The sequence below is a fragment of the Winogradskyella endarachnes genome, from assembly GCF_009741275.1.
Classification (GTDB): Bacteria; Bacteroidota; Bacteroidia; order Flavobacteriales; family Flavobacteriaceae; genus Winogradskyella; species Winogradskyella endarachnes.
In genome coordinates this window covers 149858-166827 of record NZ_WOWS01000006.1, presented here as the reverse complement: position 1 = coordinate 166827, position 16970 = coordinate 149858, and the positions used below count along the sequence as shown (strand labels likewise).

Sequence of the window (16970 nt, the reverse complement as noted above, 5' to 3'; positions counted from 1 at the left end):
GCCGATGGTACTGCTTGACTGTGGAAGAGTAGGTCGCCGCCTTTTTTATCGATTTATTCGATTTAAATTAAACCCTTACTAGACAACTAGTAAGGGTTTTTTCGTTTTTATACCGTTTTTGGTGAATATAGTTATTTAAACGATAGTTTTAGTATATTCATAGTTTATTTTAATTATGGATAAGGTAGTAAATAAAGAAATTGATTTAGCTTGGAATTTTGTTACAAAAACAAATAGGAATATCTTTTTAACTGGTAAAGCTGGCACTGGAAAAACCACCTTTCTTCATAAATTAAAACTTCTAACTAATAAAAGAATGGTTATTGTGGCTCCGACTGGTGTTGCTGCTATTAATGCTAAAGGTGTAACTATACATTCCTTTTTTCAGTTACCATTTGGTCCTATTTTACCTAATGAAAGCTTGTCTAATACTTCCAATAGATTTAATAGGAAATTTAGTAAAACTAAAATTGATATTATAAAATCTTTAGATTTACTTGTTATTGATGAGATTAGTATGGTTAGGGCTGATTTATTAGATGGTATTGATAAAACGTTAAGACGTTTTAAAAATAGGAATGAAGTTTTTGGAGGAGCTCAAATATTAATGATAGGAGATTTAAGCCAACTCTCACCCGTTATTAAGGATTACGAATGGCAAGTTTTAAAAACATTTTATAAAAATGCTTATTTTTTTAGTAGTATATCTTATCAGCAAAGTTCCCCAATTACAATTGAATTAAAACATATTTATAGGCAAGATAATCCTATATTTATAAATATCTTAAACGAAATTAGAAATAATAAGTTAAGTGATAATTCGGTAAAGGAACTAAACAAAAGATATATACCTGATTTTATTCCGAATAAACATGATAGGTATATTTCGCTCACAACACACAATAATAAGGCTACACAAAATAATTTACAAGAACTTGAAAAACTTATCGGTAATGAGTATAGCTATAAGGCAATAGTAGAGGGTAAATTCTATGAAAATTCCTATCCTAACAAAGAAGAATTGATTCTTAAGAAAGGCGCTCAAGTTATGTTTATAAAGAACGATAGTTCGCCAGAGAAACGCTATTTTAATGGTAAAATAGGAACGGTAATTTCATTAACAATTGATGAAGTAGTAGTTAATTGTCCTGGGGATGATTTTAATATTATTACTAAAGCTGAAACTTGGGAGAATATTAAATATAATGTAGATTCCGAAACTAAGGCTATTTCAGAAGAAAAAATAGGTAGTTTTTCCCAAATTCCCTTGAGGTTAGCTTGGTCAATAACAATTCATAAAAGTCAGGGTTTAACTTTTGATAAAGCAATAATAGATGCGAAAGGAGCTTTTGCTCATGGACAAACTTATGTTGCTCTAAGTCGTTGTAAATCTTTAGAAGGACTTGTTTTAACTAATAGAATAGAATCTAATCAAATAATTAGTGATCAAAATGTTATTTCTTTTAACGAAAAGGCAGAAGAAAATCAACCAAATGAGTCTATTCTATTAGAATCTGAACGCAACTATCAACTGACATTAATATCTGAAATTTTTAATTATTATAAATTTCTATTTCCTATTAATCGTTTGTTAGATATCTATTATAAAAATAGAAGTAGTATTAAAGGCAATATTGAGGAGCCATTAATTACTATTAAAGATACTGTAACGAATTTATTAAAAGTAAGTAATAGTTTTAATAACCAACTAAGTTGCTTGTCTGATTCACAGCTATTACCAGAAGTTAACTCTCATATACAAGAAAGGTTTAATAAGGCATTGATTTATTTCCGTGATAAAACAAAAAATATATTTGTAGAATCATTTAAAAGAATATCAGTAACTACAGATAATAAAGCAATCGAAAAGGATTTAGACAAACATTTAGATGCATTAGAAGATAACTTTACCAGTAAAGCATTATTTTTTGAAGGATTAAAAGATGGATTTACTACAGAGAAATTCTTAAAACTTAGGGTTCAGGCCGTTTTTTTAGGAAAAGAAAAACCTACAAGGAAAAGAAAAACAGTAGTAGATGGTACTACTAATGTTGAGCTATTTGAATTATTAAGAGAATTAAGAAATGAAATTGCAAATAGAGAAGATTTAGTTCACTTTCAAGTTTTTACCCAAAAGTCTTTGTATGCTATGTGTGAAATTCTACCAATAAATAAGAAAGAATTACAACAAATCCATGGCATGGGTAAAACAAGAATTCAAAAATATGGCACCGAAATATTAAATGTGATTATTTCGTATTGTGAGGAAAATAATATTGATACTAAATCTAAAGAGAACATTTTAGATATAATTAAACCTAAAAAGAAAGTTGGCAATACCAAATTAGAGTCTTTAAAATATTTTCAAGAAGAAAAAACCATTAAAGAAATTGCTACAATTCGTGACTTAACGGAGAATACTATATTAGGTCATTTGTCTAGTTTTATTTCTTCTGGAGAAGTTAAAGTAACTGATTTAATAGATGCTAAACATTATAAAGAACTTAAAGAGCTAATACCAACTAAAATTTTTGAAAATCTTACCGATTTAAAACAGCAATTAGATGATAAATATTCTTATAGTGAATTGCGCTTAGTTATAAATGAACTTTCTGAAAACTAAAAAGCTTCAAAAGTTAATTTGAAGCTTTTACATTATTATTAATTTAAAGTAAACTATTCTTTAATTAATCCTCTAGAAATTACAATTTTTTGAATTTCTGAAGTACCTTCATATATCTGAGTAATTTTAGCATCACGCATTAATCGCTCCACATGGTATTCTTTTACAAAACCATTACCACCATGTATTTGCACAGCCTCTACGGTTTGTTCCATAGCAACTTTACTAGCATATAATTTTGCCATTGCACTAGATTTATCGTAATTATTACCTTGGTCTTTATCCCAAGCAGCTTTCAACACTAACATTCTAGCCGCTTCAATTTCTGTATACATATCAGCTAATTTAAATGCAATAGCCTGATGATTACATATTTCTGTACCAAATGCTTTTCGCTCTTTAGAATATTTAAGAGCCAGTTCATAAGCGCCTGATGCAATACCTAATGCTTGTGCAGCTATACCAATTCGTCCACCAGAAAGTGTTTTCATAGCAAATCTAAAACCAGAACCATCATCACCAATTCTATTTTCTTTAGGTACTTTAACATCGTTAAATTGAAGTGTATGTGTATCACTTCCTCTAATTCCTAATTTATCTTCTTTTGGTCCTATATCAAATCCTGGTGTCCCTTTTTCAACTATAAAGGCATTTATGCCATGAGAACCTTTATGTTTATCGGTCTGTGCAATTACTAAGTAGAAATCGGCGCGTCCACCATTTGTAATCCAATTTTTCGTTCCGTTAATTAAATAGTAATCACCTTTATCAATTGCTGTAGTTCTTTGTGAAGTAGCGTCGCTACCTGCTTCTGGTTCACTTAAGCAAAATGCACCAATACTTTCTCCAGTTGCTAATTTTGTAAGATACTTTTGTTTTTGTGCTTCGCTTCCAAAAGCTTCAAGCCCGTAACAGACTAAAGAATTATTAACAGAGACCATTACTGAAGCAGAGGCATCTATTTTAGATAATTCCTCCATAATAAGCACGTAAGAAATAGTATCCATACCACTACCTCCATATTTTGGGTCTACCATAATACCTAAAAATCCTAATTCGCCCATTTTTCTTACTAACGAATCTGGAAATTTCTGAGCATTATCACGTTCAATTACACCAGGAAGTAATTCTGTTTGTGCAAAATCTCTCGCTGCATCACGTATCATTAAATGCTCTTCTGTTAAACTAAAGTTCATATTTATAAATTGTTGATTTAATAAAAAATTCAAGCAAATATAATTTTTTCTTATGGTATTTTCAATAGGTAATATTATTTTTACTAATATGATAAAATCTAATTACAATATTATTGCATTAATGTCTGGCACCTCATTAGATGGGATTGATATTATTAAGGTGAATTTTTCATTAATCGATAAATGGATGTTTAATATTAGTGATGCCAAAACCGTAAAATATCCAAAAGAATGGAAAATTAGACTGAGCCAATTAGTAGCACTGAATTCGGATGAGTTAAAAGAAATTGATTTGGAGTATTCTTCATATTTAGCTTTGGTTATTTCTAATTTTATAGATGAGCATAATTTGCAGGCAATTGATTTTATTGCTTCTCATGGCCATACGGCTTTACACCAACCAGAAAGAGGTTTAACCTACCAAATTGGAAATAATCAAATTTTAGCAGATCAATTAAATCAAAAAGTTATTTGTGATTTTAGAGTTCAAGATGTAAAATTTGGTGGACAAGGAGCGCCTTTGGTACCTATAGGTGATCAACTTTTATTTAGTGAATTTGAATATTGTTTAAACTTAGGAGGTTTTGCCAATGTTTCTTACAGATTGAATGATGTAAGAATAGCGTTTGACATTTGTCCTGTAAACATTGTTTTAAATTATTATGTTTCTAAAATTAATTTAGAATATGATGATAAAGGGGAACTTGCTTCAAATGGAAAAATAAATGAGTCATTATTAGCAGAACTTAATCAACTTCAATTTTACATTGAAGAACCTCCAAAATCCTTAGGTTTAGAATGGGTTGATATAAATGTTATTCCATTAATAGACTCTTTTAAGCTTCAAATTAAAGATGTTTTAAGAACCTTTATAGAACATATAGCTATTCAAATTTCAAAAATTTTAAATCTAAAAAATTCAAAAGTTTTGGTCACAGGAGGTGGTGTTTACAATGAATTTCTAATGCATAGAATAAAATATTATTCACATTCAAAAATTATAATACCAGATAATGAAATCGTAGAATTTAAAGAAGCATTAATTTTTGGGTTATTAGGTGTCTTAAAAGAGCGAAATGAAGTGAATTGTTTGAGGAGTGTAACAGGCGCAAATAGAGATCATTCTTCAGGAAAAATTTTAATGCCTAAAAATCAACTTTAATTAACATTAAGAGGTTTTAGTTTTTTATATTTGTTACAAGAAATTAAACTCAAAAAATTGATCAAAGAATTACTTCATACCTACGAAAATAAAAGCCCCGAAATTGTATTCCATTGGAATGATTCTGAAACAGACGCAGAAGGCTGGACAGTTATAAATTCTCTTAGAGGAGGAGCAGCGGGAGGAGGAACCAGAATGCGTAAAGGTTTAGATAGAAATGAAGTACTATCCCTTGCTAAAACCATGGAGGTTAAGTTTACCGTATCTGGACCTTCTATTGGTGGTGCAAAGTCTGGTATTAATTTTGATCCACAAGACCCAAGAAAAAAAGGAGTTTTAGAACGTTGGTATGCTGCAGTTTCACCTTTACTTAAAAGTTATTATGGTACAGGTGGAGATTTAAATGTAGATGAAATCCACGAGGTAATTCCTATTACAGAAGAAAGTGGGGTTTGGCATCCGCAAGAAGGTGTTTTTGAAGGTCACTTTAAACCTACCATTGCAGATAAAATTAATAGAATTGGTCAATTAAGACAAGGTGTAATTAAGGTTATAGAAAACCCAGAGTATTCTCCAGATGTTAGCAAAAAATATACAGTTGCAGATATGATTACGGGTTATGGTGTTGCTGTAGCTGCAAAACATTTTTACGATATCAATGATAGTTCAATTAAAGGAAAAAGGGTAGTTGTACAAGGTTTTGGTAACGTTGGTGCTGCTGCAGCTTTCTATTTTGCTCAAATGGGAGCAAAAGTTGTTGGCATTATAGATAGAGTTGGTGGTTTAATAAATAAAGATGGATTTTCGTTTAAGCAAATCACGGATTTATATCTTAATAAAAATGGTAATACACTTATTGCAGATTCATTAATTCCTTTTGAAGAGATTAATGAAAAAATATGGTCATTGCAAACAGAAATTTTTGCGCCTTGTGCAGCTTCTAGGTTAGTAACTCAGAATCAAATAGATCAAATGATTTCTACAGGTTTAGAAGTAATTACTTGTGGTGCTAATGTGCCATTTGCAGATAAAGAAATATTTTTTGGTTCAATTATGGAAGATACGGATCAAAAGGTAAGTTTAATTCCAGACTTTATATCAAATTGTGGAATGGCAAGGGTCTTTGCATACTTTATGGAACGTAAAGTACAAATGACAGATGAAGCCATTTTTAACGATACATCAGAAGTTATAAAAAAAGCATTACAAACAGTACATAATAATAATCCCAAAAAAACAGGCATAAGCGAAACAGCTTTTGAAATTGCCCTTAGACAACTAATTTAATAAAATCCCTTATAATGGAAACAGTAATAATTCTTGTATTTGTATTAGGCTATTTGGCCATAACGTTAGAGCATAATATTAAAATCGATAAATTAATTCCGGCATTAGTAATGATGGCTATTAGTTGGGCGTTAATTTCTTTAGGTATTGATGATTTTGGTCAGTGGTTTAATTCTGCTCAACATAGTTTAATGGAAAACTTTGGTTTACTTCCGCATGAAGAAAAAATGCATTTAATGGAAGAAACCTTACTACACCATTTAGGTAAGACCGCTGAAATTCTTGTTTTTCTTTTAGGTGCAATGACCATAGTAGAAATCATTGATTATTTCGATGGGTTCTCTACAATAAAAAATGCTGTAAAGTTCAATAGTAGAAAAAAACTATTATGGATGTTTGCTATCTTAGCCTTTATCCTCTCTGCTATTATAGACAACCTTACTGCTACTATTGTATTAATCTCTATTCTTCAAAAAATTGTTAAAGAAAGAGATGTTAGAATTTGGTATGCAGGTCTAATTATTATTGCTGCCAATGCAGGTGGTGCATGGTCACCTATTGGTGATGTTACAACAACAATGTTATGGATTGGTAACAAAGTTTCTACAGGTAAATTATTATCATATTTATTTATTCCATCTTTATTATGTATGGTTGTACCAACTTTAATTGCATCGTTTTTAAAACCGTTTAAGGGTGATTTAGAATTACAAGAATCTGATGGAAAAACAAAAAGTAAGTTTAGTTCTACAATGTTATTTCTAGGATTAGGTGCTATTATTTTTGTGCCAATTTTTAAAGTAGTAACACATTTACCACCATATGTAGGTATGATGCTTTCTTTAGGTGTGGTAGCAATTTTTGCAGAAGTATATAGTAATTCTAAGTTTGCTATATCAGGGGTTGGCTCAGATGAACATGATTCTCACGCTAGTCATAGTCCTGTTCACTATTCATTATCAAAAATAGAATTGCCAAGTATCTTATTTTTCTTGGGTATTTTAATGGCAGTTGCCGCATTAGAATCTCTAGGAATTTTGTTTGGCTTTGCAGGATCTTTACAAGAAAGCATGCCAATGTTAGGAACAGAATTACATCATGAAGGGGTTTCTGATCTAGTAGTATTATTATTAGGTATTGGTTCTGCTGTAATAGATAATGTACCTCTGGTTGCTGCTAGTTTAGGTATGTTCTCAGAACCTATAGATAACGAACTTTGGCACTTTATTGCTTACTCTGCAGGTACAGGTGGAAGTATGTTAATTATTGGTTCTGCTGCAGGAGTTGTAGCAATGGGAATGGAAAAAATAGATTTCTTCTGGTATTTAAAGAAAATATCTTGGTTAGCATTTGTTGGTTTTATTGCTGGTGCTGCTGCTTTTATGGTAACAAGAGCAATTTTTTAACATAGAAAACACACAATTATACTTAAGTTAAAAACTTAACGTTATTAAAACAACAACTTAAAAATTAAATAATTTAGTATGATATCATTAAGTGCTATTCAAGATGAAATAGATGTTTTAGCTGAAGGCGAACCAGTTGAAAAAACGTTGTCTATAATAGAATTGATTTCAAGTGGAGGAACTTCAGGAATAGTCATTATTCTTATTTTATTTGTACTCCTTATTCTAGCCATATACATTTATTTTGAACGTATTTTTGCGATTAAAGCAGCTTCTAAGGTCGATTCTAATTTTATGAATCAAATAAAAGACCATGTAAGTAATGGTAAAATTGACTCAGCACAAATGTTATGTGCGCAACAAAACTCCCCAGTTTCTAGATTAATTAATAAAGGAATTACAAGAATTGGTAAACCTTTAGATGATATTAATACAGCAATTGAAAATGCAGGCCGTTTAGAAATTTATAATCTAGAAAAGAATGTAAATGTTTTAGCAACCATTTCTGGTGTGGCACCAATGATTGGTTTCTTAGGAACTGTAGTTGGTATGATTATCTCAATTTTTGAACTTGCAAATGCAGGAGGAACTATACAAATGGATGTTTTAGCAAGTGGTTTATATACAGCAATGACAACAACCGTTGGTGGTTTAATTGTAGGTATTGTAGCTTATGTAGCATTTAACCACGTTGTTGGTAAGACTAATAAAGTAGTATACCAAATGGAAGCTAATTCTATTGAATTTTTAGATCACTTAAACGAACCTATCTAATTTATGAATATTAGAGGACGAAATAAAATAACACCAGAATTCAATTTTGCGTCAATGACGGATATTGTATTCTTGTTATTAATCTTTTTTATGATAGCGTCTACATTGGTAAGTACTAATGCTATTGATATTGTTTTACCTAAAGCAAGTGGTAAAACAGAAAATAAAAAATCAACAGCAGTAAGTATCAAAAAGGATTTGACCTATTATATAGACCAGAAACGTGTAAGTGAAGCGATGTTAGAAACACAGTTATTAGCCATATTTGCTAATCAAGATGCACCTACAATTGTTTTACGTGCAGAAAAATCCGTACCAGTAGAAAATGTAGTAAAGGTGATGGATATAGCCAATAGAAACAAATTTAAAGTAATATTAGCTGTGCAGCCGTAAATAACGGCATCGTTATTGAGAATAAATTATTATCTAATAGGTTAAACTACTTAATAGGTATAACGAATTTAATTATAAAGTGAAATTTTTAGAGACTAAACACGAACGTAATTCAGCAAGAATCACCTTACTCATTACTGTGATTCTGTTATTGTTATTATTTGTGGTTGGTCCTGATTATATGGATCCGCCAGAAGAATATGGTGTTGCAGTTAATTTTGGAACTACGGACTTTGGCAGTGGTAATAAAGCATTAAGTGAACCAAGAAAATCAGTTGAAGATGAAGTGGTAGAAGAGGAAGTTGTAGAAGAGGTAGTACCACAAGAATCTGAAACAACACCAACTGAAGCAGCAACAAAAGCTGAAGAAGTGATGACCCAAGAAAACGCCGAAGAAATAGCAATAAAAAAGCAAAAAGAAGCAGAAGCAAAAGCTAAAGCAGCTGCCGAAGCAAAAGCTAAAGCGGAAGCAGAGCGTGTAGAAAAAGAAAAACGCGAAGCTGCAGAAAAGAAACGACAAGAAGAGGCCGAGAAAAAACGTAAACTAGACAATCTTATTGGTGGCGTAAAAAACGCAGATGGAGATACTGATGGAGGAGAAGGTCCAGATAATCAAGGTGGAAATAAAGGCCAGTTAGATGGTGATCCATATGCAACAAGTTATTTTGGCGGTTCTGGACCAGGAAAAGGTGGAGTTGGTTATGGTTTAGGAGGAAGAGGCAGACCTTCTAAACAAATCTATAAGCAAGAATGCAATGAATACGGATTGGTTGTGGTTAAAATTGAAGTGAATAGACAAGGGAAGGTTATTAATGCGGTTCCAGGTATTAAAGGGTCAACAAATACTCATCCATGTTTATTAGGGCCTGCTAAAAAAATTGCCATGTCTCATAAGTGGCCAGCAGATTCAAATGCACCAACCACACAAGTGGGTTTTGTAAGTATTAATTTTGATGTAGGTCAATAATATGAACTATCAAGATACAGTGAATTGGATGTTTCAACAGCTTCCAATGTATCAGAATAAAGGGAACTCAGCCTTTAAAAAAGACTTATCTAATACCTTAAATTTAGCAGAACATTTACAGCATCCAGAAAATGGATTTAAATCCATACATGTTGGCGGCACAAATGGAAAAGGGTCAACAAGCCATATGATGGCATCTGTTTTACAAGAAGCAGGCTATAAAGTGGGTTTGTATACATCACCACATTTAAAAGATTTTAGAGAACGAATTAGAATAAACGGTACTGTTATTAGTAAACATGCCGTAATCGGTTTTATTAAGAGAAATAAGTGCTTTTTAGAAGCAAATAGCTTGTCCTTTTTTGAAATGACTGTTGGAATGGCTTTCGAATATTTTGCAAAACAGAAAGTTGATATTGCTGTTATTGAAGTCGGTTTAGGTGGCCGATTAGATTCTACTAATATTATTACGCCAGAATTAGCTGTAATAACAAATATTGGAATTGATCATACACAGTTTTTAGGAGATACATTAGAAAAAATAGCAGGCGAGAAAGCTGGTATTATAAAGAATAATATCCCTGTTGTTATTGGAGAAACACATCCTGATACTAAAATGGTATTTCAGAATAAAGCAAATGAAACAGCCTCTCATATCTACTTCGCCGACCAAGAGGTTAAAAACATATTAGAAAGTGACTTAAAAGGATCCTATCAAATTCATAATATTAAAACGGTTTTACAATCCGTAAAAATTTTGAAGGAAAGTGGTTATAATATCTCAAATGAAGCTTTAGAAATAGGACTTTTAAATGTTGTTAAAAATACTGGTTTACAAGGTAGGTGGCAAATACTAGGAGCAGACCCAAAGATTATTTGCGATACAGCTCATAATAAAGAAGGACTCACTTATGTGTTTGAGCAAATTAAGCAGGAAGATTATAATCAACTACATATTGTATTTGGAGTAGTAAATGACAAAGATTTAGACAGTATTATACCATTATTACCTAAAGAAGCCAACTATTATTTTTGCAAGCCAAATGTGCAAAGAGGACTTAATGCTGAAATTTTACAATCTTTTTTCAAAAAAAATAAATTATTTGGCGAAGCATTTAAAAGTGTAAATGCAGCTTTAACTAGCGCAAAATCAAACGCTAAGAAAAGTGATTTTATTTACGTTGGAGGAAGTACTTTTGTGGTTGCAGAAATAATTTAAATTTTTTTTTAAAAAATGTTTTGAGATATTAAAAACTAGATTATCTTTGCAGTCCTTAATAATAAGGGCGCGTAGCTCAGTTGGTTCAGAGCACTTGGTTTACACCCAAGGGGTCAGGGGTTCGAATCCCTTCGCGCCCACTTAATTTCAATCCCGATTTACTTTTGTAAGTCGGGATTTTTTGTTTTTTTTTAGGTGTTAAATACCAAAATACTATGAAAACTTTTTATATAAATTTAAGTATTGTATTAATACAAGTTATATCGGGTTTTGCAATTGCCCAAGACAATGATATTAATATTAGTGGTGTAGTATTAGAAGAGGCAACCAGTCAGCCTATTCCATATGCAACTGTTGCGTTGTACCGTAAAAATTCAAAAGAAATTATTACCGGAACATCTACTGATTATGAAGGCAAATTTAATTTAATGACAACAGCTTCTAATTTTTATATTGAAATCAGTTTTATGGGTTTTAAAACAAAATCAATTACTCAGTTAAATTCATCTCATTCTAAAATAAATTTAGGAGTAATTAAACTAGCTGAAGACAGTGAATCTTTAGAAGAAGTTGTTGTTAGAGCAGATGTCTCTAAAACCGTATTTAAATTAGATAAACGCGTATTCAACATAGGAAAAGATATAAGTAGTACAGGCGCAAGTGCGTTAGAGGTATTAAATAGTGTGCCTTCAGTTACGGTTAATATAGAAGGAGAAATTAGTTTAAGAGGTAGCTCTGGTGTACAAATACTTATTAATGGGAAACCGTCAGTATTGGCAGACGAATCTAGTAACGCTTTAGGTACACTTACTGCAGATATGATTGAAAGTATTGAAGTGATAACCAATCCTTCTGCAAAGTACGAAGCTTCTGGTACAGCAGGAATTTTAAATATTATTTTGAAGAAAGAAGAAAAAAAGGGTTGGAATGGTTCCGTTTCTTTAAATACAGGAACTCCAGATAATCATAGTGTTGGCTTAAGTCTTAATCGTAGAACAGAGAAGTTTAATCTTTTTACACAAATAGGTGTAGGTTATCGTTCTTTACCAAGAGATAGTGAAGCTATAAATACAAATTTAGCAGATAATGAAGTTATTTATAGTGTTGGTACGTCTTACAGAGATGAAACATTTTATAATTTTACTTTAGGTACAGATTATCATATAAACGACCTAAATGTCTTAACCTTATCTGGTAATTTTGCATATGAGGTTGAAGATCAGCCATCAGAAACTAATTTTAGATACTATGATTCAAATAACGTATTAGTATCTAACTGGGTAAGAAAAGAAATTACAGAAGCGACTAATCCTAAATATCAATACGATTTTAATTACAAAAAGCAGTTTAAAAATAATTCAGAACACGCCTTACAATTAAGTGCGTTAGGTCGCTTTTTTGGTAAAGACCAATCTTCAGAATTTATTAACTCTACCATTTCGGGTACAGATGCTAACAGTAATCAGCAAACTAAAACCGATTTTAAACAAGCCGATTACACATTTAAAGCAGATTATACAAATCCATTATCTGATTCTTATACCATTGAAGCAGGTGCACAATATGTTATTAATGACGTTGGAAATGATTACCAAGTTAGTGATTTAGAAGGTACAGATTACGTAGTTAATGAGGATCTTACCAATAATTTTGAATACAATCAAAAAGTACTAGGTATTTATTTTACTGGTGCATACGAACTTGAGAAATGGGGAATAAAAGCTGGACTACGGTTAGAAAACACAGATTTAAGTACATTGTTAACTAATACCAATGTGTCTAATTCGCAAAATTTTACAAATTATTTTCCGTCATTTCATACCTCTTATAAATTAAGCGACAATATGTCTTTGCAAGCCGGTTATTCAAGACGGGTTTTTAGACCAAGACTTTGGGATTTAAACCCTTTTTTTAATATTAGAAATAACTTTAATATAACTGTTGGTAATCCAGATTTACAGCCAGAATTTACAGATTCTTATGAAATTACAAGTATTTATAAAATAGGAAAAGCTTCCTTTAGTTCTAGTATTTACCATAAATACACAACAGAAGTTATTGAGCGAGTTTCAACGTTTAACGATAACGTTACAACAACAACAACAGAAAATATTGGTACTAATGCATCTATTGGTTTTGAAACGAATGGAAAATATAGCCCAACGAATTGGTTAACGCTTACAGGAGATTTTAACTTTAATTATTTTGATCGTGTAGGAAATTTTGAAACAGAATCTTTTGATTTTTCAGGTAATCAATGGTCTTCTCGTTTAGGAACCAAAGTAGGGTTGCCTGCGGATATCGATGTAGAATTAACAGGAAGATATCAATCTGGATATAATACTATTCAAGGAGATGTCTCTGGTTATGCATTTTTAGATTTTGGCTTACGTAAAAAAATATTGAAAGGAAAAGCGGTTGTTAATATCGGTGTAAGAGATGTTTTTGAATCTCGTATTTCTGAAAGTTTTGTATCTCAACCAACGTTTGAAACTTATAGCCATAGTCAACGAGGTCGTTTTATCACTTTAGGTGTGAGTTACGGTTTTGGTAAAGGTGAAGCAATGACCTATTCTGGTGGAAGACGTCGCTAATAAAGGCTAGTAGGTTAATGTTAGAACAAGTTTAAAATGCGCTCTAATGCCATTCCACGTGACCCTTTAATTAAAACTGTTGCGTTTTCTAATTGTAAGGTTTCAAAATCAGGTTTTATATCTTCAAATTTTTTGAACTTCTTAATTTTAGATGAGGTTGTAGTTTTTTGAAAGTTTTTTCCAATTAAAAAGATATTGTTTTCAAAATTAAGTTCAATAAAATCTACTATGACTTGGTGTTCTTTTTCTGCTTCAGCGCCTAATTCAAACATGTCTCCAAGAAATAATAACTTAGATGTAGTATTTAATTGCTTTAAGTTTTTAAGTGCTGCTAACATGCTTGTAGGATTTGCATTATAAGCATCGAGAATAATTTGAGTGGTTCCTTTTTTTATTATTTCAGAACGATTATTTTTGGGTTGATAATTTTCAATGGAGGTTTTAATTTGCTTTGTAGGAACTTTAAAATATTGACCAATTGCTATGGCAACAGCTATATTTCCGAAATTATAACTACCTATGAGTTGGCTTTCGATTTTTTTATCTTTATAAGTTAGGGTTACAAATGGATTAGCATCGTTAAAAGAAACAGTACAATCATTTTTAGAATTAGAACCAAATGTAATTACGTTAGTGTAGTTATCTATTTGCTTTATTTGCTCGTAGTCTTCGGTATTAATAAAGGCAGTTTTATCATTTTGTTTTATAAAATCGTAGAGTTCAGCTTTACCTTTAATTACACCTTGTACGCTACCAAAGCCTTCTAAATGTGCTTTACCAAAATTTGTAATTAAACCATAATCTGGTTTTGCTATGTTACAAAGAAATTCAATTTCTTTTTGATGATTAGCACCCATTTCTACAATACCATAATCTAAATCTTTGGTAAAACTTAATAAAGTAAGGGGAACACCAATATGGTTATTTAAGTTTCCAATTGTTGCTTTTACTTTGTAAGTAGTACTTAATACAACATTTATAAGTTCTTTTGTTGTGGTTTTTCCGTTGCTACCTGTGAGTGCTATTATAGGAATGTTAATATGCTCTCTGTGCAATGTAGCTAAAGCTTGTAATGTTGTTAATACATCTTCTACTAAAATACACTGATCATTAACTATTGCATTTACATCGTCTATTACACAATATTTTGCACCACCGTCTAGAGCTGTGCTAACAAATTTATTCCCGTCAAAATTATCTCCCTTAAGGGCAAAATAGATACAATCTGGTTTTAGTTTTCTGGTATCTGTGCATACTGATGTGCATGCATTGAATTTTGAATATATTTCGGTTATAGTCATGTTTTATAATTGCTGTTTAGGTAGGTTTAAAAATAAAAAAAGTCCTGACAAATTTGCCAGGACTTTTCTAAATATTATTTAACGTTTTTTAATTACGTCTTTTTCCACCATTTTGGCTTTTAGAACCAACTCTAGATACTGCACATCTAAAGCCAATGTAATCTGTTGCCATATCTTGTGGGAAGTAGCGACGTTGAGCTGGGTCAATCCAGTACGCTCTATCTCTCCAAGAACCACCTTTGTAGACTCTTACTTCGTCATTTATTAAAGATGTTCTATTACTAGACTTATCGTATTCTCTTATTAATTTTCCTTCTGCTGAGTCAAGTTCAACTCTGTGCTTAGGTGAGTTATACATTTTTCTAGTATCATTATTTTTGGATCCTTCTGTTTCATCAAAACTTTCTCTGTAATAACGAGAAGAACGTTTATCACCATCTCTAAAGTTTCTGTTATCACTTTGGCTAAAGTTAGCTCTTAAGTATGTTTCATCTTCATCAATTGGAACTCTTGCAATTTCACCTGGTAAATCTCTTGCAACAATCTTACCGTTAGGTAATGTGTCATATACAATTTCATCAACAGTTACAATTTTTACAGAACCATCTTCGTTAATTGCGTTTTTAGTATAAACGTTACCTCTATAGTAGTTAAAATCATTAAATTCATCATCTACAATAGGTCTGTAAACGTCAGCTACCCATTCTGCAACATTACCAGCCATATCATATAAACCGTAATCGTTTGGAGAATATGTTTTTACTTCTGCAGTAATATCGGCACCATCATCAGACCAACCAGCAATTCCACCGTAGTCACCTTTACCTTGCTTAAAGTTAGCCATTTGATCACCACGATTTACACGCTTACCAGATCTAGTATATTGACCATCCCAAGGATATTTTTTACGACCTCTATAAACATTATAGCTACGTAATTCGCTCATACCTAAAGCAGCATATTCCCATTCAGCTTCTGTAGGAAGTCTATATTTTACAGGGATTAAGCCTGTTTCTCTACTTGCGTAAACATTAATAGGGTTACCTTCTGCATCTGTTTGTTGGTTACGTTTTCCGCCTTCTAATACTTCAGTGTTACCACCATATGTTTGAGAAGGAGCGTTGATATATGTATCAGTACTAAATGTACTTTCTGCATTTACATCTGTAAGATGCGCATCTCTTTTAATATATCCTGCTTCTTGTAAAGCCATTTCAGCTACACGGTCTGTTCTCCAGTTTGCATATTCAACAGCTTGTATCCAGCTAACACCAACTACAGGGTAGTTTGCATAACCAGGATGACGTAAATAATTTTCAGTCATCATTTCGTTGTATCCTAAACGATTTCTCCATACTAAGGTATCCGGAAGTGCGCCTTTGTATATTAAAGCATAGTTTGGATCATCTGGAGGGTAAACATTCTTCAAATAATCTAAGTAGAATGTGTAGTTAAGGTTTGTTACTTCAGTTTCATCCATATAGAATGACTGAACGTGTTGTTGATTTGGAGCGTTGTTCCAATCATGCATTGGGTCGTCTTGTACTTTACCCATTGTAAAGGTACCACCTTCAATAAATGAAGTTCCTGGAGGCGTTTCTTGCTCCTTGAATTGCGTGTTGTATTGAAAACCACCTTTTTTGTCGTTTATCTTCCATCCAGTAGCACTGTCTGTGTTACCATCATTAGAAGAACGATTACAGCTAACTATTGTAGCAAAAAGCGCCAATACAATTAATAATTTTAATTTTGAGACATTTTTCATATCCATAGGTTTAAGTAAGCTCGTTTAATTTTAGAGTCGCAATATAGTAATTAAAGGCAAACTAACAACTTTTTTTTGTATCAAATTGCAAAAAAATGTGCATTTCGTCCTTTTTTTTATACATCACAACGGATTTTTAGCCTTTTATCGATCTATTTTACCCATTAATAACGAGGGCGCAAATGAATTATTGTTGTATTTTTGAAATAAAAAATTGGAAGTCATAATATCAGGCTTTGTTAGTCGTTATTTTATTAAAATTTTACTTTTTAGACTTTTAAAC

Annotated in this window: 12 protein-coding genes and 1 tRNA gene; 10 read left to right on the top strand and 3 right to left on the bottom strand. The window is 31.6% G+C overall.

Translation table 11 applies throughout. The features are described from left to right. Positions 1–175 precede the first annotated feature (175 nt). On the top strand, positions 176–2623 hold the full coding sequence (locus GN138_RS14225) for a helix-turn-helix domain-containing protein (RefSeq protein WP_157364668.1): 2448 nt from the start codon (positions 176–178) through the stop codon (positions 2621–2623). 53 nt (positions 2624–2676) lie between these two features. Here the strand turns inward: GN138_RS14225 and GN138_RS14220 are convergent, their stop codons facing one another. After that, the gene (locus tag GN138_RS14220; RefSeq protein ID WP_157364667.1) at positions 2677–3819 is read right to left on the bottom strand and encodes an acyl-CoA dehydrogenase; all 1143 of its coding nucleotides are present in this window, start codon (positions 3817–3819) and stop codon (positions 2677–2679) included. A gap of 52 nt (positions 3820–3871) precedes the next feature. On the opposite strand from GN138_RS14220, the gene GN138_RS14215 reads away from it, so the two are divergent. The 9 genes from GN138_RS14215 to GN138_RS14175 all read left to right on the top strand — a co-directional run bounded on the left by GN138_RS14215 (position 3872) and on the right by GN138_RS14175 (position 13621). Then, complete coding sequence (locus GN138_RS14215) at positions 3872–4981, top strand: anhydro-N-acetylmuramic acid kinase (RefSeq protein ID WP_231743087.1); 1110 nt, start codon at positions 3872–3874, stop codon at positions 4979–4981. Positions 4982–5041: 60 nt separating this feature from the next. Then, entirely contained in the window at positions 5042–6268 is a 1227-nt protein-coding gene (locus GN138_RS14210; protein ID WP_317162763.1) for a Glu/Leu/Phe/Val dehydrogenase dimerization domain-containing protein, read from the top strand. A 14-nt stretch (positions 6269–6282) separates the two neighbouring features. Further along, entirely contained in the window at positions 6283–7674 is a 1392-nt protein-coding gene (gene nhaD, locus GN138_RS14205) for a sodium:proton antiporter NhaD (RefSeq protein WP_157364665.1), read from the top strand. Between the two features lie 78 nt (positions 7675–7752). Continuing rightward, the gene (locus GN138_RS14200; RefSeq protein ID WP_157364664.1) at positions 7753–8448 is read left to right on the top strand and encodes a MotA/TolQ/ExbB proton channel family protein; all 696 of its coding nucleotides are present in this window, start codon (positions 7753–7755) and stop codon (positions 8446–8448) included. Between the two features lie 3 nt (positions 8449–8451). Then, positions 8452–8841 (top strand): ExbD/TolR family protein, encoded by a 390-nt coding sequence (locus GN138_RS14195; RefSeq protein WP_157364663.1) that lies wholly within the window; start codon positions 8452–8454, stop codon positions 8839–8841. A 79-nt stretch (positions 8842–8920) separates the two neighbouring features. After that, complete coding sequence (locus GN138_RS14190) at positions 8921–9808, top strand: energy transducer TonB (RefSeq protein ID WP_317162761.1); 888 nt, start codon at positions 8921–8923, stop codon at positions 9806–9808. A gap of 1 nt (position 9809) precedes the next feature. Then, positions 9810–11027 (top strand): bifunctional folylpolyglutamate synthase/dihydrofolate synthase, encoded by a 1218-nt coding sequence (locus tag GN138_RS14185; protein WP_157364662.1) that lies wholly within the window; start codon positions 9810–9812, stop codon positions 11025–11027. Positions 11028–11092: 65 nt separating this feature from the next. Further along, a tRNA-Val gene (locus GN138_RS14180) sits at positions 11093–11167 on the top strand. Between the two features lie 75 nt (positions 11168–11242). Then, entirely contained in the window at positions 11243–13621 is a 2379-nt protein-coding gene (locus tag GN138_RS14175; RefSeq protein ID WP_157364661.1) for a TonB-dependent receptor domain-containing protein, read from the top strand. Between the two features lie 20 nt (positions 13622–13641). Here the strand turns inward: GN138_RS14175 and GN138_RS14170 are convergent, their stop codons facing one another. Together GN138_RS14170 and gldJ are read right to left on the bottom strand one after the other, a co-directional pair. Then, positions 13642–14922 (bottom strand): UDP-N-acetylmuramoyl-tripeptide--D-alanyl-D-alanine ligase, encoded by a 1281-nt coding sequence (locus tag GN138_RS14170; RefSeq protein ID WP_157364660.1) that lies wholly within the window; start codon positions 14920–14922, stop codon positions 13642–13644. Positions 14923–15010: 88 nt separating this feature from the next. Continuing rightward, positions 15011–16693: a gliding motility lipoprotein GldJ gene (gene gldJ, locus GN138_RS14165; RefSeq protein ID WP_157364659.1), complete on the bottom strand. Its 1683-nt coding sequence runs from the start codon at positions 16691–16693 to the stop codon at positions 15011–15013. Between the last annotated feature and the right edge of the window lie 277 nt (positions 16694–16970).